Below are 19,877 nucleotides of genomic sequence, written 5' to 3'. Positions count from 1 at the left end.
TATGGGTATTCTCTCGCTCAATGTCAGCGTCAGCTGATAGACAGGGAACTGTGATTGTGACAGCCAGCCTTCGACAACCGATGATGCGTCGCGAAACCGGGTGCGATCTGGTCGCCTGACCCGTTGGGATCAGACCATTCACGCTTAACCCACCTTCGGGTTTGTTTCCCTTTTTCAGGCTGATACCCAAATGTCCAATTCAGACGGATTGCGTATGGCAATCGATATCGGTGGCACGTTCACCGACACCGTCCTTGTAAATCGCGCATCACAAGTGGTGGCGACTACGAAAACACCAACTACGCCTCAGCGCCCCGCTTTGGGTGCCATCGAAGGAGCCAACCGCGTGATCCAGACCGCAGAGGCGGACTGGTCGCAAGTCAGTGGCTTTATCCACGGCACTACACTTGCCACCAACGCGCTTATCGAACGTCGAGGCGCTGAAACCGCATCGATCACGACGCGAGGCTTTCGAGACATTCTCGAGATCGCGTATGAGAGGCGCTATAGCCAATATGCTCTAAACTTGGTCAAACCAGATCTGATCGTTCCTCGCACACATTCTCTGACAATCGGGGGACGGATCGATGCAAACGGGTGCGAGCTTGAACCATTGGACGAAACAGGCATCGCGCCTTTGATCGCCGAGCTAGAGGCGCTGAAAGTCGAGGCCGTCGCGATTTGCTTGCTGCACTCTTATGCCAACCCATCCCACGAGTTGAGACTGCGTGATCTGCTCAGCAAACATCGACCTGACCTAGTCATTTCGCTCAGCCACGAAGTCAGCCCCGAAGCCCGCGAGTTTGACCGTTTATGCACAACGATTGCCAATGCCTATGTGCAACCGATTATGGCCGGTTACCTGCGTGACTTTGAAACTCAGTTTCGTGACAAGGGCCTGACCTGCCCCATCCTGATGATGACGGCAGGAGGTGGTATGACAACGCTGGAAACAGCCGCGAGATTACCAATTCGTTTGGTGGAGTCCGGCCCAGCCGGAGGGGCAGTTCTAGCGGCACGCATCGCCCGTGCGACCGATGAAAAGAACGTGTTGTCCTTTGATATGGGGGGCACCACGGCCAAACTGTGTTTGATTGACGATTTCCGACCCCAAACGGCGCGAAAATTCGAAATCTCACGGGCTGAACGGTTCATCAAAGGGTCCGGCATGCCCGTTCGCATCCCGGTCATCGAGATGATTGAAATCGGAGCCGGAGGCGGCTCAATCGCCAGTGTTGACCGCCTCGGGCGGCTGCAGGTTGGCCCCCATAGCGCTGGATCAGATCCAGGCCCTGCCGCGTTTTGCAAAGGGGGTGACAAGCCGACCGTGACCGACGCCGATCTCACACTTGGCCTGATTGAACCCGGACGATTTGCCGAAGGTCGGCTCAAGATCGACCCCGACGCTGCGCTCGCAGCTTTAGATAGTGATGTGGCAACCCCACTTGGCATTGAGCCTGACCAAGGTGCGTTCGCGGTCAGTGAAATTGTCGATGAAAGCATGGCCAGCGCGGCCCGGATGCATGCGGTTGAATCCGGTAAGGACCTCGCTGATCGGGTGATGATCGCATTTGGCGGCAATGGCCCTCTTCACGCAACCAGGGTCGCCCGCCGGGCACAGATGCAGCGAGTGCTAATCCCCCCCGACCCCGGCGTGGGATCTGCGGTCGGTTTTCTATTTGCCCCTGTATCCTATGAGGTGATCCGGTCACGCTATTCCCAGTTGAACTCGCTGGACATAGATGGCCTCAACCAATTCTTCTCGGCAATGCATAACGAAGCGGAAGAGGTGGTTCGCGCCGGCGCGCCAGACGAACAGCTACATCAGCGCCGGGTCGCCTACATGCGGTACCACGGTCAGGGCCACGAGATCGAAATCCGCCTGCCTGACCGGGATTTAACCCCATCAGATGTCGACACTTTGAGGCAGTCGTTCGAAATTGAATACAGCCGACAATTCAGCCGCGTCGTACCGGGCATGACCATTGAGGTTCTGAACTGGGGGTTATCAGTTTCCTCAACAGAGGCCGCGCTGATTGCCCACCCCAAGGATGCTGAGGCGCACCCTGCAAGCCCTGCTTCAAAACGCGAGGTTCTCTGTGATGTCACCGGAGAATGGCGAACTGCAGATGTTTTCAATCGTGCCGATCTCAGCCCGGGCGCAGCTCTGACAGGACCTGCGCTGATTGTCGAAGCGCAGACAACGACCTTCGTCAGCGCTGACTTCGCTGCCTCGGTAGATGCGCAGAACAATATTTGGCTGACACGCCAAGAGGAGGCCCAGAAATGATCCAATCAGATACGCGCTTGCAAGTGATGTGGAACCGGCTTCTCGCGGTGGTAGAGGAGCAAGGACAGGCTCTCATTCGTGCGGCCTTTAGCCCTATCGTGCGTGAATGTGGCGACATCTCGGCCGGTATATTTGACGCGCAAGGCAGGATGCTGGCTCAAGCCGTTACAGGGACGCCCGGGCACATCAATACGATGGCCGAAGCGGTTAAAACCCTGCGGTCCCGTTTCGCGCAAAGTGAGATGAAACCCGGCGACATTTACATGACGAATGACCCGTGGATTGCGTCAGGGCATTTGAATGACTTCCTGCTCATGATGCCTGTGTTCCACAATGGGGCCGTCATTGGGTACACCGCCTGCACCTCTCATCTGGTCGACCTTGGCGGGCTTGGCATGGGGCCGGAAGGGTCGGATATCTATGACGAGGGGCTTTTGATCCCGCCTTGCAAACTGGTCAGCCAGGGTGAGGTAAACGCGCTATTGCTGGACATTGTAAAGTCCAACTCTCGTGAACCAATTGCCAACGAGGGTGACATCTATGCTTTGATCGCCTGCTGCGAGGCCGGGGCAACCCGGTTGGTACAGATGATGCAGGAATTCGGCATCGCTGATCTGCTGAACCTATCGGACTACATCATAGAAACGTCTAGGCGAGGGACGCTCGAGGTCATCTCGGACCTGCCCAAAGGGACATGGCATCACGTCTTGAAGGTTGACGGCTATGATGAAGATATTGAACTTCACGCCGCCCTAACTATTGCCGACGATCACTTGCTGCTTGATTTCGATGGCTCAGCGCCTTGCGTCGGCAAAGGCATAAACGTTCCGCTCAACTATGCGACGGCCTATTCAGTTTTTGCCCTGCGTTGCGTCATCGGAGCGGACATTCCCAATAACGCCGGCTCACTTGACCCGTTTCGCGTAACCGGGCCAAAGGGCTGTATTCTGAACGCGCAGTCACCTGCACCTGTCGCAATGCGACATACGCTGGGCCAGATGACACCTGATCTGGTCTATGGTTGCCTGTCTCAGGCAGTGCCCGACAAAGTGCCGGCCGAAGGGGCATCCTGCATGTACGATCTGCCGCTGCGCCACGCACCAGAGGCAGTAGATCGCGGCGATGATCTGTTTGCACTTGAGTTGGTGTTCAATGGCGGCACTGGTGCAAGACCGGGGTTGGACGGCTTGTCTGCGACCGCGTTCCCAAGCGGCGTATGGGGGAGTCAGATCGAAACCACCGAAGCCACCGCACCTGTTCTATTCCATCGTCGAGAACTGCGAGCGGACTCGGGCGGCGCGGGTCGTTTCCGAGGTGGTCTGGGTCAGCACATCGAACTCAGCGCTTCCAAGGATCAGGACTTGATGCTGTTTTTGTCTGTTGAGCGGATCAGAAATGCGGCCAAAGGTAGAAGCGGCGGGCAAGACGGCGCACCCGGGCGCATCACCGTAGAACCTGGGGGCAGGAATCTCCCCGGAAAAGGCGAGGTCCGGATCAAGGCAGGAGAAACACTGATCTTTGAAACGCCCGGCGGCGGTGGATTTGGGTCGGCATCCAAACGATCTCAGACCGAAATTGACGCCGATATTCGCGCCGGCCTAGTCACCAACAGCGCAGCCGAAACCCGGTATGGGAGATTGAAATGACCCGCGCCCACATTCATATCGCGCAACTGGCCCCCTACGCCCTGGCTGATCTGAACGCGCCGGACGGTAAGTCATTAATCTCGCTTTCTCAGAACGAAAGTATTCGGCCGCCAAGCCCCTTAGCCGTTGAGGCCGCTGCACGCGCCTTGAAAACCTCGATGCTTTATCCCGACCCAGATTGGACAGACCTGCGTAACGCACTGGCAGAATTGCACGATATCGACCCGGGTAGTGTATTATGCGGCAGCGGCTCTCTGGATCTGATTGGCTGCATTGCTAGAGTATTTTCGGGGCCAGATAGGGCTGTTCTAGCCCCTGAGCACGCGTACCCCTTTTTCCGCACGGCTGCTCAAGTTGCCAACGCGAGGTTCGATACCGCAGGTGAGGAAGATGCGGTTGTCAGTATCGATAGCCTTCTTGATGTAGTGCGCCCGGACACCGGGGTAGTTTTTGTCGCAAATCCGGGAAACCCGACAGGCACACGTGTTCCCAAATCAGAACTTGTTCGTTTGAGACAAGGCTTGCGACCGGACATCTTGTTGGTGATTGACGAAGCATACGGAGAGTTTTCGGACCACTTGGGCGACCGGTGCTTTGACATGGTTCAGGGTGGAAACACCGTGGTTTTGAGGACGTTTTCCAAAGCTTACGGCATGGCGGGCTTGCGCGTGGGATGGGGTCTTTTCCCCCACGCGATCGCGTCTGAGATACGCAAGGCTCTGAACCCAAACAATGTTTCCGTCGCAGCGCAAGTGGCTGCCGCAGCAGCCGCGAGAGACGATGCGTACATGCGGGAGACATGTGCGCTAACCGCAAAGCTGCGTGACCAGGCCGCCGTCAAGCTTCGGCAGACTGGGTTTCACTGCTATCCAAGCTTCACCAATTTTCTGCTTTTCAATCTTGGGAATGCGGAAACGGCCAAGCAGGCCGACGCCGCCTTGCGGGCCGAAGGCGTGTTCTTACGCGCCCAGGGTGGGGCCGGTTTGCCAAGCACATTACGCATGACGGTCGGCCCGGAAGAAGCCATGAACGCGGCTATAAATCTACTCACAGAATGGAAAGAGGAGCGGCAGGTATGACTCCATCAAGAGGCCTCGCGCGATTTGGTGTTTTGGTTCCTTTCACAAACACCAACCTCGAACCTGATCTGGCATTGATGAGCCCACCGGGTGTTTCGCTGCACATTGCGCGGATGGGCGGGTATGATGAGGATGAAATCCCCGATGAGTCCCAAATGCATGGCCTTGGGGCGGCCGATCTGGACGACCCTTTGCACCTTCTGATGGGCGCAAAACCGGACGTCGTGCTTTATGGCTGCACCTCGGCGACACTGACGCATGGCCCGGAATTTGACCGTAACTTGGCCCATAAGATCAGTGTTGAAAGCGGTGCTGAAACGGTCACAGCAGCTGGGGCTTTGGTCCATGCTTTGAACACACTTGATGTTCGGCGTATTGGATTTGCCTCTCCCTACGTGCCTGCCATCAACGACATGGCAATTGAGTTTCTGTCCAAGATTGGAGTCGAGACCCTGCAACGGTCCGAGGTGTCAGGAACATTGGATAACACGGGACAAGGGGCGCTCGACCCCGACGCTGTGTTTGAACTGGGTGTAGCCGCGGACCATCCAGAGGCTGCAGCTCTAGTCTTGTCTTGTACGGATATGCGCAGTGTTGAGGCCTTGGCGCGTGTGGAAGAAGCTGTCGGGAAGCCTGTGATCAGTTCCAACCAAGCGATGATGTTTCAAGCATTGCAGCTGGCAAAAATTCCCGATCCTGTCGAAGGGTTCGGCCAGTTGCTGAGCCGAAAACGGTAAATCTCTTACCTGCGAAGGCGGCAGAGCGCTCAGGCATACTCAGTGATGGCTGAGCGTGACGTTGCCCACGACTTAGGTACAAACTCAAACGACGGGTTCAGAACTTTCTGTCCGCACATCAAGCACGCTAAAACGCTGTACGCGTCAAATTTTGCGATGGACATGCACGGCGCAAGTCGCATGACGCACGACGCGTGATGCAGTCGATCCAAGGAAATAGTCGCTAAGGCCGGGCTTGTGCGAACCAATGACTATGCAATCAAACGCGTTCTGGTTGGCATAATCTATTATCGTCCGGGCAGTATGTCCTTTGACAATTTCGGCTTGCACGCCTTCAAGTTCGGAGATTTTTTCTCGAAGCAGATTACCTGCAGCCCGAAAACCTTCGGTAACAACGTCTTTGTCCAAATAGGCACTGACCGATCCTTGCGGCATTTCATAAACATGCAGAGCCACAATCTCGACCTCATCGCCGGACAAGGCGCGCGCCACCTCAAGGGTGTGCTGAGAAATACCGTGGTCCAGCGCCATCGGAACAAGAATTTTCTGATACATAATACCTCCTATTCTGCCGGGCCAAAGCCCACAGCACGAGGATGATTGTCCGGGCCGCCCCCTTAAACGCAAATCCCGGAAGGTCCCTACCCCATCGGGTAAAGCCTAACATTCAACCCAGTCGCAGCACCCCAAATAGCCTAGATATTTGGCTTGGTCTGACTGAAGGAAATCCTCGACCTAGTATATATTGGTGCAACTAAATGCGATTTCCTGCAAGGAAATGCGTCATAAACCCAGCAATTTGGCCTGCTTATCCTGTCGATGGCAGCTAAATCAGGTGCGACGGCAAATGCAGGATTGCTGCACACAAGGAATGTGACAGCACTAGTTTCAGCGGCTCGTCGGTGTGCTAGACAGCATCGGTCTCCATCGTTCGGAAATCACTTCTCAACCAACCGTAAGAGGCACACATCGGTTCGGTAAAGTGTTGCCGGATCAGTCCGGCCATCACCTTGTGGATCAGTTTCGAAGTCGTCTCGGGATAAACCTCAGTCGTGAAAAGCGAGACCGTTCGAACGAAATTTCTGCCCGGAAACGGGATGGCTTTCACGCTATCGTGGAACCTTTGGGCCCTATAGAAACTTGCGGCCGTAGTAATCGCCCAACCACTGCCCTCAGAGACAAGCCCCATGATGGACTGATTGCATTCAAGCTCGAACCGATTGGGAAGGTCATACTTACTGCGCGCCAACTGAATTTCGATTTGTTTCCCAATCATGTAGTCCCGGGAATACCGCAAAAGCGGCAAGCTTGCATCCGGAGTGAACAACTCCTTGGGTGCGCCGTCGTAGCTATTTGGCAAAATCACTATGAATGGATCGCGCATCAGTGGGTATTCAATCAAACCCTCGGTCCGCTCGGACGGTCGGGTGGCAATACCCGCGTCCAGTTTATGTTCCTGCAGTTTCTCGATGATCTCGTGACTGGGCCGCGTGTAATGACGGAAATTGCAACGCGGCAAAGCCTTCGCCAAAAAGAGGAACAGATCAGGCGCAATTTGATTATCAAAGTCGTCGATCAACGCCAATCGTAAGTCCGTTGCGTGGCGCCAGTTTCCGGACCGTATTTCAGCTTCACCTCGCCTCAGAACAGTCAGACCGTCGCGCACATACCGTGCAAACACCTCACCTGCAGGCGTCAGGCCCATCGGGCGACGCCCGTGATCAACAAGGTCGACACCCAGCGATGCTTCCAGGCTGCGCAGGTGGTTCGAGACTGTACTGATGGACAACCCCGTTTCGGACGCGACCTGCTGGATCGAACCAGACTTAGCGACTAGCTGGAAAACTTCCAACCAACGGAGGCTCAGAGATTTCGACACTGGGACTTCCCCTGGCTTCGATTTCGTCGGCCTCAGCCAAGCAAAGTTTTGCTCTGACGACAATGGTGAACTTGGGCGATCTGACTGGGTATTTAGCTTCAAACGCGCAAGCGGCCTTACTATGCAACTAGGTCAACCACATGTCGGATGATTGGCGTCTTTGCCCTAGAGCACCTGCAAGTGCTGGAACGTACAAGCCTGGTTAGATCATGTCATGACATGGCACTTGCTTCTCGCTAGGCTTTCCCAAGGTTTTCGAAGGATAGCACGCTGATGGCCAACTCGTTTTTTCAACCCGTTTCGGCGATGGATCTTGCTCGGTTTGCTGGCATCCCTACGTTCATGCGGTTGCCGGGCTTATCACTGGATCATGACCGGATTTCCGAGGTCGAGTTGGGCATAGTTGGCATCCCGTGGGATGGCGGTACAACCAACCGCCCCGGCGCGCGGCACGGGCCCCGTCAATTACGCGACTATTCCACAATGATCCGGGCCATGAACCCCGTCACGGGTGTTGCGCCGTTTTCGCTGGTTAATTGCGCCGATCTTGGTGATGTTGCGCCGAATCCTGTAGACATTCACGATACTTTGGACCGAGTGACCGAGTTTTACTCGGACCTGAAAACGCGCAATATCACACCGCTAACTGCTGGTGGAGATCACCTGACCACCCTGCCCGTCCTGCGTGCTTTGGCAGCCGAGGGTCCGCTGGGCCTGATACAGTTCGACAGTCACACCGATTTGTTTGATGGATATTTTGGCGGACACAAGTTTACCCATGGGACACCGTTCCGCCGCGCTGTCGAAGAGGGGCTGGTGGATCCCAAACGTTTTGTCCAGGTCGGCATACGCGGAACGGCCTACAACACTGAAGATATCGAATGGGGTGAGGCACAAGGCATTCGCATCATTCGCATAGAAGAACTGTTTGATCGGGGCATCGAGGATGTCATGATCGAAGTTCGCAGTATTGTCGGGACCGCACCAACCTATTGCACCTATGATATCGACTTTGTTGACCCGACTTTTGCCCCCGGCACCGGAACCCCCGAAATCGGCGGCCCGAACAGCTTTCAGGCTCAGCTGGTCATTCGCCAGATGGGTGGGTTGAACCTGATCGGGGCTGACCTCGTCGAGGTTTCGCCGCCTTTCGACCCCAACGGTGGCACAGCCTGGCTGGGTATCTCGTTGATGTTCGAACTGCTCTGCGTTCTTGCACAGGCCGTGGATGCACGTCGCTAGCTGACGTTTTCGGCAATCATCGAGATCATCTCAAACATCACCGCCGCCGCTGTCAGTGCGGTGATGTTGTTCGGGCTATCCTTTGTGGGCATCATGCAGACCACGTCTCCACCCACGATATTCAAGCCACGCGCGGCACGTAGGATGCCGACGGCCTCGTCTATGTCAAAACCCTTTTCGCCCGGCTCCAGATTGGACACCGCAGGCGCGACAGTCGGGTCAAGGCAATCCAGATCGAAGGTGATATAGACCGGTCGATCACCCAGCACTTCTCTGGCCTGCGCCACCACATCCGCCAGCCCGCGCTGACGGAACTCGCGCATGGTGACGATATTGTAGCCGTAGTCATAAGACGGCTGCAGCCAGTCCAAGCTGCGTGGATGACCCCGCAAGCCAATCTGCATGGACCGCGTCGGGTCAACCTGTCCTTGTTCCGCCAGATAGGCCCCCCAGTGGGCTGCCGACTTCTTGGCGCCCAGGAAATGGTCAACCTTGGTAAAGACATCCGTGTGTGCGTCCAGATGAAGAAAACTGACCGGCTCTCCCCCTGCCAATTTACCTCGGCCCAACGCCTGTACGATTCCACCGGTGATCGAATGATCTCCGCCAACCGAAACGGGTCGCGCGCCTGCTGCGTCGATATCCTTGTAGAACGCAGTGATACGTTCAATGCAGTCTTCATTGTCATTCGCACGAGGAAACGGAACGTCCCCGACATCCGCGATCTTGGCGCTGTTCCAAGGGTCTATTTCGAAAACCGTATGCACACGCCTTTGCACAGCCGACACATTGCGGAGCGCACGAGGGCCCAAGTGCTGATCCCTTTCTGTGGTGCCGTTGCCAGTTGAATGCGGCACTCCGACCAAAGCGATATCCTGACCTTGCGGCCCAACATTGGGGCAGCGAAACAAAGTCGGCACGCCCCACCAATAGAGATTGTCCATCATCGACTGTTCATAGCGGTCTGTCATTTTCGCCCCCGATCAAAGAAAAACGCCCCCGATCAGAACCGGGGGCGCAGGTTTGTTTAAACTTTCTCGTCTTCTCGCCGGAAGGCGCCTTGCACGATCCGGTCGATGACCATCGCACAGAACAGAATGGCAAACCCACCCAGCAGGCCCGGTCCCTTAGCCGCGTATTGCAAAGCTTCAAGGATCTCTTTGCCCAATCCTCCGCCGCCAATCAGTGAGATGATCACGACCATCGACAGACACATAAGAATTGTCTGATTCACGCCGGTCATGATCGACGGCAATGCCAGTGGTATCTCGACGTCTTTGAGCAATTGCCACTTGGACGCCCCAAAGGCCACGGCAGCCTCTTTGATACTTTCTGGAACCCCGCGCATCCCGAGCGCCGTTAGCCTGATCACTGGTGGCATACCAAAGATGATTGTGGCCAGAATGCCCGGAGGGTTACCGGTGCCAAAGAACGCGATGATCGGGATCAGGTAAACGAATGCCGGAAGGGTCTGCATCAAATCCAAAACCGGTTCCGCAGCTCGGTAAGCCCGCGCGGATTTACCAAACCAGATGCCCAGAGGGATACCGAATACGACGCAAAGCAGCACCGCAGCTCCCACCAGTGCCACCGTTTCCATTGCAACATCCCAATAGCCCAGCAGAGAGATGTATGCCAACGAGGACGCGGTAAAGATTGCCACACGCGGCCCTGCCGCACGCCACGCCGTCACGCAGATAACCAGCATCACAACCGGCCAAGGCGACCCGATCAGAGCAATCGTCAAAGCGTCAAGCACTGAGCGCACGCCCGCGACGATCCCGTCGAATATATCCCCTCCAGCCGCGGCTGCGGCGTCAATCTGCGCCTCCATCCAGCTGGCCAATGTAGAGAACAGGGTGCCCTGCCCTTCGCCAAGAATAAGTGCCGAGACTTCTTTCTCAGGGAAGGCGTCCAACATGGCCAACGATGCGTTGACTGTAAACTTGTAGACAATCAAAGGCCCAATTGCGGCGATCAGAACAGCTCCCAACACCGTGTTTCGGGTCGATTGACCGCTTTCGGTGCTGGACGGGTCGATGCGCCATTTCGAGTACTGCTTTTCATACACTCGATCCGCGTAGAACCCCTGCACCAGTTTGAACACCAGCAGCATCAGCAAGCCCGTGACCATGATGCCCAGAGACTCTGCTTGAGCGGCTTGCGCTTTCTCAAGGCTGGCATCAGCGGCTTTCTGAATATTCGCAGCCAGTTTGTTAAAACGGTCGATATCCGCTTTCTCGGTGGCTTCGGCAGCCCGTGCCAAAAGCTCGTTCGCACGTTCCTGCTGACGAGCAGCACGTTCTGCCAGATCAGCGCCAGGGTTGCCCCATGCACCGCGCCCGATCTGGACCCACGCAATGATTTCAAGGATCAGAAAAGTCCAGAACATCCCCCAGATCGCACGAGAAGCGGACCAAAATGGCCCCAAAACTGCCGCCCACACGTTAAAGGTATTGGGAACGGCACTAGTCGCATCGTGTATCTTGTGAAAGGCGTTAACGTAATAATCCCCGTTTGCCCCTGCGAATTCGTGAATCGAGCGATCTAGCGCATCGCGATCGACTTCAATATCCGAGGCAGCGGTGACTTTTACTTCGGTGGTTGCGTCAGTCATTTTTGCCCCCCTGGATGCCACGTAGCAGGCGCGGTTTTGTAACGACACCGACATCATTGCCTGAATCCGTGATGATGACTGGCAACTCTGTATTCACCGCCAGATCGATCAACTGGTCCAAATCAGCCCCCTCATCCGCGCGCGGCGCGCCTTCGGTCGGGCCGGAATAGCTTGCGAGCGGCTCCATGATCGAATGGGCTTTGACCAGCTTCAGCTTGGAAATACCCTGCACGAACTCGCGCACATAATCATCCGCCGGGTTCATAACGATGTCTTCCGGTGTGCCGATCTGTACGATCACCCCGTCTTTCATGATGGCGATACGGTGACCGATGCGAATGGCCTCATCCAGATCGTGCGTGATGAACAACGTGGTCTTTTGGAGTTGCGCCACCAAGGCTTTGAACTGATCCTGCAATTGCAAACGGATCAACGGGTCAAGAGCCGAGAAAGGCTCGTCCATCAGCAGGATTTCCGGGTCGGAAGCCAGAGCGCGGGCGATCCCTACCCGTTGCTGCATACCACCAGACAATTCCTTGGGCAGACGATCTTCGTACCCCGTCAGATCCACCAACCCCAAGGCGTGATCGGAAACAGCCCAGCGTTTTGATTTAGATACCTTACGGATTTCCAGTGGATAGGCCACGTTATCGCGCACTGAACGGTGGGGCATCAGCGCCATATGCTGGAACACCATACCAATCTGCTGAGCCCGGATGCGGCGAAGTTCGGATTCGGAAATCTTGGACACATCATGGCCCAGAATTTCGATTTTACCGGCGGTCGGCTCGATCAGGCGATTCACGTGACGCACCAACGTCGACTTACCCGAGCCAGACAGGCCCATGATACAGAAAATCTCACCCCTAGGTACTTCGAAGGTCGCGCCCTGCACACCAACGACGCAATTGAATCTCTCTAGAACTTCGGGCTTTCCAATCCCTTCGTTCCGCACTGCGGTCATGGCTTCTTCGGCCCGTTCGCCAAAGATCTTCCAGACATCCGTCAGTTTAACGACTGTTTCGGTCATAATTGTCCCTTTGATGCAAAACAGGCCGTCGGGAGATCCCGACGGCCTGCCCGAGTTTCAGTTCTGGCCGACGTCGATCACTCGGACATCCAGCTCAGGACGGCATCTTCGTTCGCGCCAACCCATTCTTCTGCATAGGCCAAAGGTTCTTTGCCTTCGATCACCAGCGCATAGGTCATGGCCGAAACCGTATCGGTATCCAGCTTCATGTTAGAAAGCATTGTGGCCACTTCCGGATACTCTTCTTCAAGGGACTTGGCATAGTGCAGGTGCAGGTAGGCCAGATCCCAGGCAACTCCGGCTTCGGACTTCTCAAGCCAATCTGGGTCGTCTGTCGGCTGCAGCACATTCCATTTAGCCGCATCATAGGCCGGCTCTTCCAGAATTTGCATGTCATGCAGAGCAAAGACGTAGTGCGGCGTATAGCAGAAACCGACCCACGGATCGCCCGCCTTGATCGCATTATCAAGGTTCGCATATGCCACTGTTTCGTCAATCTCGGTCAGTTCAAAGATCTGGTCATAGCCATAGGACTTGGCCCTGATTTTTTCGACGTTCGTCGAGGCCCAACCTGGCGCACCGATCCAAAGCTCACCCTGGCCATCACCGTTGCTGTCGAACAGCGCAGCGACATCGGGATTGGTCAAATCCTCAATCGACTTGATCCCGTTGGCTTCTGCAGTGCCCTTGTCGACACACATTCCCTGAAAGGCTTCGACGCCGTTAGCATTAAACGTAACGGTGCCTTTGTCGGTCACATAGGTATCGTGCAGGTTCTGCTGGTTCGGCATCCAAACCTCAGGGTGCACATGCATCGCACCGGAATCCATCGCCTCGAACACAATCGGGTTGGTTCCGTTCTGCAACTCGACCTCAAGCCCAAGGTTCTGTTCGATCGCGACTTTCAAGATATGCGCGGTCGCATTCACCGAAGGCCAGTTGGGAACACCGATTACAATGTCCGCAGCCATTGCAGGCCCGGCGACCGCCATCGATACGCCTCCCAATAGTGTGGCTAATTTTTTCATTTGATATCTCCATGTTGGCTGTTTTCGGCGCTTATTTTTAACCGCAACGCGACTGCACCGTTCAAACAGTGTTAGGAAGCTGCTGCTCCCCGGTTTTTTGGGCCAACCAGCCGACACGCCAAGCTGGCCCAAAAAGTGAAGCATGTGATTATGTCAGCTATCAAGACTTACCTGAGACATTCTCGGGTATGCGGCATTACCATAACTTAGTTTCGGTTTTTTGCAAAATCAGTCGGGGGTTACGACAGAGGTCGGCAGCGCATCTGCCCAGTGCCGCAACTCATCCAGAAAGCACAAAGCTGTCCGACCTAAATCGGTGAGAGAATACTCTACGGAAACAGGTGACGTTTGCATCACCTTGCGATCAACCAGCCCCTGCGTCTCTAGCTGCCGCAGCCTTTCAGTTATCATCTTCTTGCTGGCGCCACCGATCATCCGGGACAAATCATTGAACCTGACAGGCCCATCCTTCAGGTGCCACAGAATAGAACCCGTCCACTTTCCACCAAGTATCCGCATGCCGCGTTCTATTGAACAGGGTTGCTTGCATGCGTTCGATGCCTGTTTTCTTCCATTTTTGTCGGCTTCAACGGTTGCGCGCATCACAATCCTCATATGCAAGACATAGGTTACCAAAAGTATACTGGTTGCTTTTCGAAACCTTCAACCACAACTTCAGTTCAAGCCCACTATAAGTCAAGTGGGTCGCAACCCAGATAGGACACGAACATGAGCAACATTCTTATCATCAACGGAACGCAACCTTACGAAGCGGCCCCTGGTCGACTTAACGCCAGCCTGACCGAAAAGGCGCGTGAAACTCTGGCTTCGGCTGGTCATAATGTTCGTGTCACCACCGTTGCCGAAGATTATGAGGTAAACGCTGAAATCGACGCCCATCTGTGGGCCGATTTTATAATAATGCAGTTTCCGGTGAACTGGATGGGCGTTCCGTGGTCGTTCAAGAAATACATGGACGAAGTCTACACCTCGGCAATGGATGGACGTTTTGCAGATGGCGATGGCCGGACTTCGGACGCACCCAAGTCAAACTACGGCATGGGCGGCAAACTTTCGGACAAAAAGTACATGCTCTCGGTTACGTTTAATGCTCCGAGAGAAGCATTTGACAACCACGCCGAGCCTTTCTTTAAAGGTAGCAGCGTAGATGATTTGCTGCGTCCGATACACCTGACGGCCAGGTTCCTTGCAATGCAATCGCTGCCTACATTCGCAGCGTTCGACGTCATGAAGAACCCGACCATCGAAGCAGACTTCACACGCTTTGAGGCGCACCTGAACAACGCATTTGCAGAGGTCAGCAATGTCGCAGCCTGATATCCATCTTTACACCGCGGCCACAATGAACGGCTACAAACCTGTTATTTTTCTGGAAGAAGCAGGAGTTCCTTACGACCTAACTCACATCGATTTCTCCAAACAGGAACAAAAATCACCCGAATTCCTCGCAATGAACCCCAACGGGAAGATCCCCACCATTTTTGACCGGGCCGAAGGGCGCGCAATCTTCGAAAGCGGCGCAATCCTGTGGCACCTGGCTGAGAAATACGGAAAGTTCTTGCCGACTGACCCAGTCAAACGATCAGAGGTCATGCAGTGGGTATTCTTTCAAGTTGGTCACATCGGCCCGATGATGGGGCAGGCCATGTATTTCCACCACATCGCAGCCCCGAACGGTCACGTAGAGCCGTTCTCGATCCGGAGGTATGGCGATGAAAGTCGCCGTCTCTTAGAGGTGATGAATACTCGCCTGAACGGGCGCGATTGGATTGCCGCCGATGAATATACCATCGCCGACATGATGCTGTATCCGTGGGCTCGAGCTTATGTCTGGGCGCGGACCGAAGTGTCTGATTTAACGCACCTTAAAGCCTGGTTTGATCGCATTGACTCGCGCCCAGCGGTCCAAAAAGCACTGACCATCCCCAAAGCTAACCCTCATTTCTGGGACGCCGATGCGGATGCCACTGCCTTCGCCAAGGAAAACGCCTCACGCTTTTCAGGCGATGTAAAGAAAGGCTGATACCTTAGCTGCGCGCCGACATCCGTTTGTGTGGCGCGCAAGCCAGAACAGGTATGGCTAAATGCCGGTTAGAAGATGGCGGTGAATGAGGATACCGGCGGCCACTTTGTCTGTGCAGCCTTTGCTAATGTAGTCGTCACTGCCTGAAAGAACTCGATGCCAGTTTGGGGCATTGAGTTATCCACGCAATGTGAAACATAGGGTAACTGCTCAGATCGCTAAGTGCGGCTATTCGTTCGAATACGGTAAATGCCAACTTTGCGGACATAGCAGCCATATTGGTTCTCACAACGGGTCAACAGAAACTGCCTCCATCTGATACCCAATATCGAGTGACGAAACGCCGTCGGAAAATCCAACCGAGCGCACCGTATCACCCCTAACCAATTGCCCAGAAATAGACACCGCCTGGAATAAGCCGTTTACCAAAAAACCCTCCGGATAGTTGACCACTATCATTTGATTTCGCGACGGAGGGAGCGTGTGAACACAAGCTCCCGCAAAAGGAACCAAAACAAACTCCGTTATCTTGGTTTCGGTGAAGTTCAGAGGCAAAACGAAGCCGGAAATTTCAATGGATTGATCCAGAAGACTATCATTTAAGTCATTGCGACTGGATTCCATCATTTTGCCAAACGCTGCTACATCATTAACTTTGGCAGCACCGTTGATGCCAACACTCTCTAACGCCGACAGTGCTATTTTTTCACCCTGAAGCAAATGCGGGGAAAGAGCTTTACCGGCTTCCCGCATCTTTGCCGTATGCACCAGAACTCCGACCAGTCTAGCTTCATCTGCTGTTAGCCCGTAATACGGGTTCTTCTGAGACGATAGGTTGTTGCCGAGATCACTCCAATCAACTGGTCGAGCAGGCCCTGCAAGGCTTGCTGAACCTAGCAACGTGAGGATCAGTATTATTGTCGGGGTTCGCATTGGCTCCGCTTTAATTGGCAAACGGGTTTGGTATTGTGATGTCTTCAGTCAAAGGCCATTCGCGTACAAGCTCTGGCGTCTTCTCAGGTGGATACCAGAGTTCCGGATCAATCTCGTTGGCCTCAATCGTTTCATTGATCACATCATAGACCTGATGTTTTGGAGCCGGGAATGTGATCTCATCATCTGTATACACTGGCCGCGGAACCTGATTGGACTCACCCGTGACCCCCTCGCGCCACCATACTTTTCCATCGCCGTGCAGATTGAATACGACGAGATCTGGCGCGCCAAATGCAAAAGCGCCTTTGTAGTGGTAGCGAACTTCGGCAACCGTTTCGTTGTTGAAAACATCGTCATAACTGTAGTGAGAGGCGACGCAGACTTTAGGCTGTGTTTGCTCACAGATGTAACCGAGGCCATAAGCTGGCGTGTGCGATGTGTCGATTGTGTATGCCGCCATTGCAGCCGGCATTCCAAGTGCGCGAGAGGTAACAGAGACAGTAGCTGTTTGGACTTCGCTGATCAGCATATCCACACCTTCGCAGTACTTTATGGTCAGGCTGTTCGGGCGGTTATCGCCGGTGTAGCAAAGGCTTTTACCATTCCAATCCAATCTGTAGCTCGTCGCGCCATCTTTGGTGTGTGATGTTGGCCAATGGGTAATTTTGACACCATTTGCTTCGTACACCGTTCCACCCTCATCCATGTAGTCGAATTCCACCACATTGGGGTTATAACCTTCGCCGATTGGCCAGGCATTGAAGCTATCCTGGTGCCACGCTGTCATGGCCATCATGCTATCGACGAAATGCTGTGTTCCATATTGAGGTTCGGACCCGCTCGGGCCGTAAATATTCAATGGTGTGTATCCACCTTGAATGGGACGGAACATCGTGAAGTATGGCAGGTCGCTCACATGATCCATATGAAGATGGGAAATGAAGACGTGATTGATCGTATTGAAGGGAACGGAGAAGCTGTTGTAGTTCCGCAGTGAACCAATCCCCATGTCAAAAACGAAACGGTCGCCATTTCCGAGTTCGACAAAGATACTCATCCCTGATTGATCCTGTGATGGGTAGTAAGTCGAACCCATGAAGCTCACGCGGATCTCGTTGTCCTGTAATTCCTCTGTTCCGGGGTAGTACAGCATCGCCGCATTGAAGTGAGACGCGGCTTCTACATGAGGAACCATCGTTTCACCTTCAATCCATCGTCCTTCAGGGTTTCCCGCTTGGTCGAAGAACTCAATGGCTTTCTGCATTTCCGGGGTTGGCTGCGCCTGCGCAAGGACATCTACCGATTGGAATAAACTCAGAAGCGTTGCAGCACTTAATACTGTAAAACTTTTCATGATGATTGTCCCTCCAATCCTCTGCAAAACTTCTGCGAGGTTAACCGAGGATCATGAACTTTCAAAACGAGCCGCTATTGCGACCACGGGAAGTGGAGCTTCCTGAAAAAAACCGAAAGGCTGTTTTGAGCTCAACGCGGTCGCTCGTTGCACTTTCTATGAACTACCACTCAGCGGGCATTTCAGCCCTTGATCGATATAGCCCAAGTGTCTGCTGTTGCGTTTTGAACTGGCTTTATCTTCCTTCGTTCACCCAGAGAACACCGCTTGAGACTTCAGCCCTGTTCCGGTGAGTAAAGCAACAGTGGTATCAGCTATCGCGATTTGTCCACCTTCCAACAGCTTCTTCGTCCCAACCCATGCTTGAGCGCTGGTTGCCTCTGCCAGAAGCCCAGCTCTTGCCAGCCTCTTGGCCCCGACAATGATTTCTGTCTCTGAAAGAACCACTGACCCTCCATCGGTCAACGCCAGCACTTCCGCCAGATAGGAAAGCCGTACAGGCGTTTGTACTGCTGTACCCTCGGCCACCGTCGGCAAAAACTCAGTTTGTTTCGTGCCCTGAAAGAGATGATGTAGAGGGGCACAATTCTCTGGCTGAACGACAAATAGCCGTGGCATGCGGTCGATCTCACCGCTGCACATGAGTTCGCTAAATGCGAGGTAACATCCCAGTACATTGCTGCCTTCGGAAGCCGGGATGACAATGTTGTCTGGCGCTCGAAATCCAAGGTCTTCCCATATTTCGTAGCCAATGCTTTTGGTGCCTTGAGGGAACATCGGATGCCAGTTGTGGCTGGCGTAGAATAGTGTTTTCGCCCGCTCAATGGCAGCCCGCGCCGTGTCACCACGCGATCCGGGTACCAATTCCACATCTGCGCCATAGGCACGTGCCTGAGTTACTTTGGCTGGTTGAGTGTATTCGGGGACCAGTATGGTCACATCCATTCCTGCAGCGGCTCCGTAAGCTGCAACCGATGCACCTGCATTGCCTGAACTGTCTTCACAAATTTCGACGACGCCCAGTTGCTTCAGGTACGAGATGAGAACCGACGTACCCCGATCCTTGAAAGACCCTGTTGGGGCAAACCACTCCAGTTTGAGATGAAATTTGTCGCCGCCAATCTCAGGTGCAATCATCGGGGTGCAACCTTCGCCAAGGGACACAGGTTTGTCGATCTCCAAAGGCAGAGACTTAGCATAGCGCCAGATTGACCGTTTGGATGTGTCAATGTCGCTGCGCGTTATGCCGGGCTGATCGGTTATCAAAAGGGGGTTGCCTTCTGGCGAACGCCAGATGGGATCGCTCAGGAGATAAGTTTTTTGTGTGATCATATCGAGAAAGGCAGCGTGTTCGGTCATTTGGGGTCTCCTTGTTGCCGGAGACGCTACGGTCTGTAACCCGAAATGACTGCGCAAAGTTGCGAGATAAACGCGTATTTATTGCGTCAGTTATCGAAGTGTGAAATTTTGAAGCATGCGCCAAGACCTAGATCAGATAGATCATCACATTCTGGACATCCTGAAAGATAATGCTGACCTTCCAAACAAAGTCTTGGCGGAGCGGGTCGGGCTTTCGCCCTCTGCCTGTCTCAGACGGGTCGCGCGGCTCAAGGAGATCGGAGCCATTCAGCGGATCGTTGCGGTCGTTGACCCCGATTGCCTCGACAGGAAACTCACCGTCATCGTGTCGGTCAAATTTGAACGGCACGGCCCTCAGCACCGGCGGCAATTTTTCAAACAGCTTGAACGCGAAAAGGCGATTTCACAGTGCTATATGGTGTCTGGCGAAGTCGGCAGCATACTGACCATGAACGTCGCGGATATGGAAGAATACACCGAACTTGCTGACCGACTGTTCCACGCGGACAAAAATGTCTTGGCTTTCACCACGCATATGGTCATGTCCAAACTGAAGTAAGTTACCACCTAACCCCACAAGGCAGACCTTGGGGTTATTGCAGCATACAGAACTTTGGGCTCGGAGCGGCCATCCGA

Annotated in this window: 18 protein-coding genes; 8 read left to right on the top strand and 10 right to left on the bottom strand. The window is 54.3% G+C overall.

Going from position 1 to position 19,877, the window contains the following annotated elements; translation table 11 throughout:
- The first annotated feature begins 190 nt into the window (after positions 1-190).
- Genes ACR0EO_RS07805 through ACR0EO_RS07790 form a run of 4 tightly spaced genes read left to right on the top strand, consistent with a single transcriptional unit; the run spans position 191 to position 5,752 of the window.
- Positions 191-2,290 (top strand): hydantoinase/oxoprolinase family protein, encoded by a 2,100-nt coding sequence (locus ACR0EO_RS07805; RefSeq protein WP_480688634.1) that lies wholly within the window; start codon positions 191-193, stop codon positions 2,288-2,290.
- Positions 2,287-3,936, top strand: a complete 1,650-nt coding sequence (locus ACR0EO_RS07800; protein ID WP_480688632.1) for a hydantoinase B/oxoprolinase family protein — start codon at positions 2,287-2,289, stop codon at positions 3,934-3,936. The genes ACR0EO_RS07805 and ACR0EO_RS07800 overlap by 4 nt, the downstream gene beginning before the upstream one ends.
- Positions 3,933-5,015: a pyridoxal phosphate-dependent aminotransferase gene (locus ACR0EO_RS07795; RefSeq protein WP_480688630.1), complete on the top strand. Its 1,083-nt coding sequence runs from the start codon at positions 3,933-3,935 to the stop codon at positions 5,013-5,015. Before ACR0EO_RS07800 ends, ACR0EO_RS07795 begins: the two co-directional genes overlap by 4 nt.
- Positions 5,012-5,752: a maleate cis-trans isomerase family protein gene (locus ACR0EO_RS07790; protein WP_480688628.1), complete on the top strand. Its 741-nt coding sequence runs from the start codon at positions 5,012-5,014 to the stop codon at positions 5,750-5,752. The genes ACR0EO_RS07795 and ACR0EO_RS07790 overlap by 4 nt, the downstream gene beginning before the upstream one ends.
- A 144-nt stretch (positions 5,753-5,896) precedes the next feature.
- On the opposite strand, the gene ACR0EO_RS07785 is transcribed toward ACR0EO_RS07790, so the two are convergent.
- Both ACR0EO_RS07785 and ACR0EO_RS07780 read right to left on the bottom strand, forming a co-directional pair.
- The gene (locus tag ACR0EO_RS07785; RefSeq protein WP_480688626.1) at positions 5,897-6,307 is read right to left on the bottom strand and encodes a universal stress protein; all 411 of its coding nucleotides are present in this window, start codon (positions 6,305-6,307) and stop codon (positions 5,897-5,899) included.
- A 352-nt stretch (positions 6,308-6,659) separates the two neighbouring features.
- Positions 6,660-7,631, bottom strand: coding sequence for a LysR family transcriptional regulator (locus tag ACR0EO_RS07780; protein WP_480688624.1), 972 nt, complete (start codon positions 7,629-7,631; stop codon positions 6,660-6,662).
- A 273-nt stretch (positions 7,632-7,904) separates the two neighbouring features.
- On the opposite strand from ACR0EO_RS07780, the gene ACR0EO_RS07775 reads away from it, so the two are divergent.
- A complete protein-coding gene (locus ACR0EO_RS07775) occupies positions 7,905-8,873 on the top strand; it encodes an agmatinase (protein WP_480688622.1) in 969 nt (322 codons plus the stop codon).
- Here the strand turns inward: ACR0EO_RS07775 and ACR0EO_RS07770 are convergent.
- The 5 genes from ACR0EO_RS07770 to ACR0EO_RS07750 form a co-directional block, all read right to left on the bottom strand.
- The gene (locus ACR0EO_RS07770; protein WP_480688620.1) at positions 8,870-9,844 is read right to left on the bottom strand and encodes an arginase family protein; all 975 of its coding nucleotides are present in this window, start codon (positions 9,842-9,844) and stop codon (positions 8,870-8,872) included. The genes ACR0EO_RS07775 and ACR0EO_RS07770 overlap by 4 nt on opposite strands.
- 56 nt (positions 9,845-9,900) lie before the next feature.
- The gene (locus ACR0EO_RS07765; RefSeq protein WP_480688618.1) at positions 9,901-11,490 is read right to left on the bottom strand and encodes an ABC transporter permease; all 1,590 of its coding nucleotides are present in this window, start codon (positions 11,488-11,490) and stop codon (positions 9,901-9,903) included.
- Positions 11,483-12,520 carry a quaternary amine ABC transporter ATP-binding protein gene (locus tag ACR0EO_RS07760; RefSeq protein WP_480688616.1) on the bottom strand — a complete coding sequence of 346 codons (1,038 nt, stop codon included), beginning with the start codon at positions 12,518-12,520 and terminating at the stop codon, positions 11,483-11,485. Before ACR0EO_RS07760 ends, ACR0EO_RS07765 begins: the two co-directional genes overlap by 8 nt.
- A 77-nt stretch (positions 12,521-12,597) precedes the next feature.
- Positions 12,598-13,548, bottom strand: coding sequence for an ABC transporter substrate-binding protein (locus tag ACR0EO_RS07755; RefSeq protein WP_480688614.1), 951 nt, complete (start codon positions 13,546-13,548; stop codon positions 12,598-12,600).
- 228 nt (positions 13,549-13,776) lie between these two features.
- A complete protein-coding gene (locus ACR0EO_RS07750; RefSeq protein ID WP_480688612.1) occupies positions 13,777-14,151 on the bottom strand; it encodes a winged helix-turn-helix transcriptional regulator in 375 nt (124 codons plus the stop codon).
- Positions 14,152-14,277: 126 nt separating this feature from the next.
- Here ACR0EO_RS07750 and ACR0EO_RS07745 point away from each other — a divergent pair, with 126 nt between their 5' ends.
- Positions 14,278-14,886, top strand: coding sequence for an NAD(P)H-dependent oxidoreductase (locus ACR0EO_RS07745; protein WP_480688610.1), 609 nt, complete (start codon positions 14,278-14,280; stop codon positions 14,884-14,886).
- Positions 14,873-15,592: a glutathione S-transferase family protein gene (locus ACR0EO_RS07740; protein ID WP_480688608.1), complete on the top strand. Its 720-nt coding sequence runs from the start codon at positions 14,873-14,875 to the stop codon at positions 15,590-15,592. The genes ACR0EO_RS07745 and ACR0EO_RS07740 overlap by 14 nt, the downstream gene beginning before the upstream one ends.
- 285 nt (positions 15,593-15,877) lie before the next feature.
- Here the strand turns inward: ACR0EO_RS07740 and ACR0EO_RS07735 are convergent, their stop codons facing one another.
- From ACR0EO_RS07735 to ACR0EO_RS07725, 3 genes are all read right to left on the bottom strand, one after another.
- Positions 15,878-16,525, bottom strand: a complete 648-nt coding sequence (locus ACR0EO_RS07735; protein ID WP_480688606.1) for a DUF3299 domain-containing protein — start codon at positions 16,523-16,525, stop codon at positions 15,878-15,880.
- A 10-nt stretch (positions 16,526-16,535) separates the two neighbouring features.
- The gene (gntH, locus tag ACR0EO_RS07730) at positions 16,536-17,882 is read right to left on the bottom strand and encodes a guanitoxin biosynthesis MBL fold metallo-hydrolase GntH (protein WP_480688604.1); all 1,347 of its coding nucleotides are present in this window, start codon (positions 17,880-17,882) and stop codon (positions 16,536-16,538) included.
- 249 nt (positions 17,883-18,131) lie between these two features.
- A complete protein-coding gene (locus tag ACR0EO_RS07725) occupies positions 18,132-19,241 on the bottom strand; it encodes a pyridoxal-phosphate dependent enzyme (protein ID WP_480688602.1) in 1,110 nt (369 codons plus the stop codon).
- Positions 19,242-19,356: 115 nt separating this feature from the next.
- Between ACR0EO_RS07725 and ACR0EO_RS07720 the strand changes: the two genes are divergently transcribed.
- Complete coding sequence (locus ACR0EO_RS07720) at positions 19,357-19,800, top strand: Lrp/AsnC family transcriptional regulator (protein WP_480688600.1); 444 nt, start codon at positions 19,357-19,359, stop codon at positions 19,798-19,800.
- Positions 19,801-19,877 lie beyond the last annotated feature (77 nt).

Source organism: Ruegeria sp. BE9, assembly GCF_056538765.1.
This window is presented reverse-complemented; position numbering and strand designations above follow the sequence as displayed.

Bases quoted from the DNA above. Each gene is read 5' to 3' on its own strand.
- ACR0EO_RS07785 (WP_480688626.1), bottom strand. From the start codon at position 6,307: ATGTATCAGAAAATTCTTGTTCCGATGGCGCTGGACCACGGTATTTCT.
- ACR0EO_RS07725 (WP_480688602.1), bottom strand. From the start codon at position 19,241: ATGACCGAACACGCTGCCTTTCTCGATATGATCACACAAAAAACTTAT.
- ACR0EO_RS07735 (WP_480688606.1), bottom strand. From the start codon at position 16,525: ATGCGAACCCCGACAATAATACTGATCCTCACGTTGCTAGGTTCAGCA.
- ACR0EO_RS07805 (WP_480688634.1), top strand. From the start codon at position 191: ATGTCCAATTCAGACGGATTGCGTATGGCAATCGATATCGGTGGCACG.
- ACR0EO_RS07795 (WP_480688630.1), top strand. From the start codon at position 3,933: ATGACCCGCGCCCACATTCATATCGCGCAACTGGCCCCCTACGCCCTG.
- ACR0EO_RS07770 (WP_480688620.1), bottom strand. From the start codon at position 9,844: ATGACAGACCGCTATGAACAGTCGATGATGGACAATCTCTATTGGTGG.
- ACR0EO_RS07760 (WP_480688616.1), bottom strand. From the start codon at position 12,520: ATGACCGAAACAGTCGTTAAACTGACGGATGTCTGGAAGATCTTTGGC.
- ACR0EO_RS07765 (WP_480688618.1), bottom strand. From the start codon at position 11,490: ATGACTGACGCAACCACCGAAGTAAAAGTCACCGCTGCCTCGGATATT.
- ACR0EO_RS07745 (WP_480688610.1), top strand. From the start codon at position 14,278: ATGAGCAACATTCTTATCATCAACGGAACGCAACCTTACGAAGCGGCC.
- gntH (WP_480688604.1), bottom strand. From the start codon at position 17,882: ATGAAAAGTTTTACAGTATTAAGTGCTGCAACGCTTCTGAGTTTATTC.
- ACR0EO_RS07720 (WP_480688600.1), top strand. From the start codon at position 19,357: ATGCGCCAAGACCTAGATCAGATAGATCATCACATTCTGGACATCCTG.
- ACR0EO_RS07740 (WP_480688608.1), top strand. From the start codon at position 14,873: ATGTCGCAGCCTGATATCCATCTTTACACCGCGGCCACAATGAACGGC.
- ACR0EO_RS07800 (WP_480688632.1), top strand. From the start codon at position 2,287: ATGATCCAATCAGATACGCGCTTGCAAGTGATGTGGAACCGGCTTCTC.
- ACR0EO_RS07755 (WP_480688614.1), bottom strand. From the start codon at position 13,548: ATGAAAAAATTAGCCACACTATTGGGAGGCGTATCGATGGCGGTCGCC.
- ACR0EO_RS07775 (WP_480688622.1), top strand. From the start codon at position 7,905: ATGGCCAACTCGTTTTTTCAACCCGTTTCGGCGATGGATCTTGCTCGG.
- ACR0EO_RS07790 (WP_480688628.1), top strand. From the start codon at position 5,012: ATGACTCCATCAAGAGGCCTCGCGCGATTTGGTGTTTTGGTTCCTTTC.
- ACR0EO_RS07750 (WP_480688612.1), bottom strand. From the start codon at position 14,151: ATGCGCGCAACCGTTGAAGCCGACAAAAATGGAAGAAAACAGGCATCG.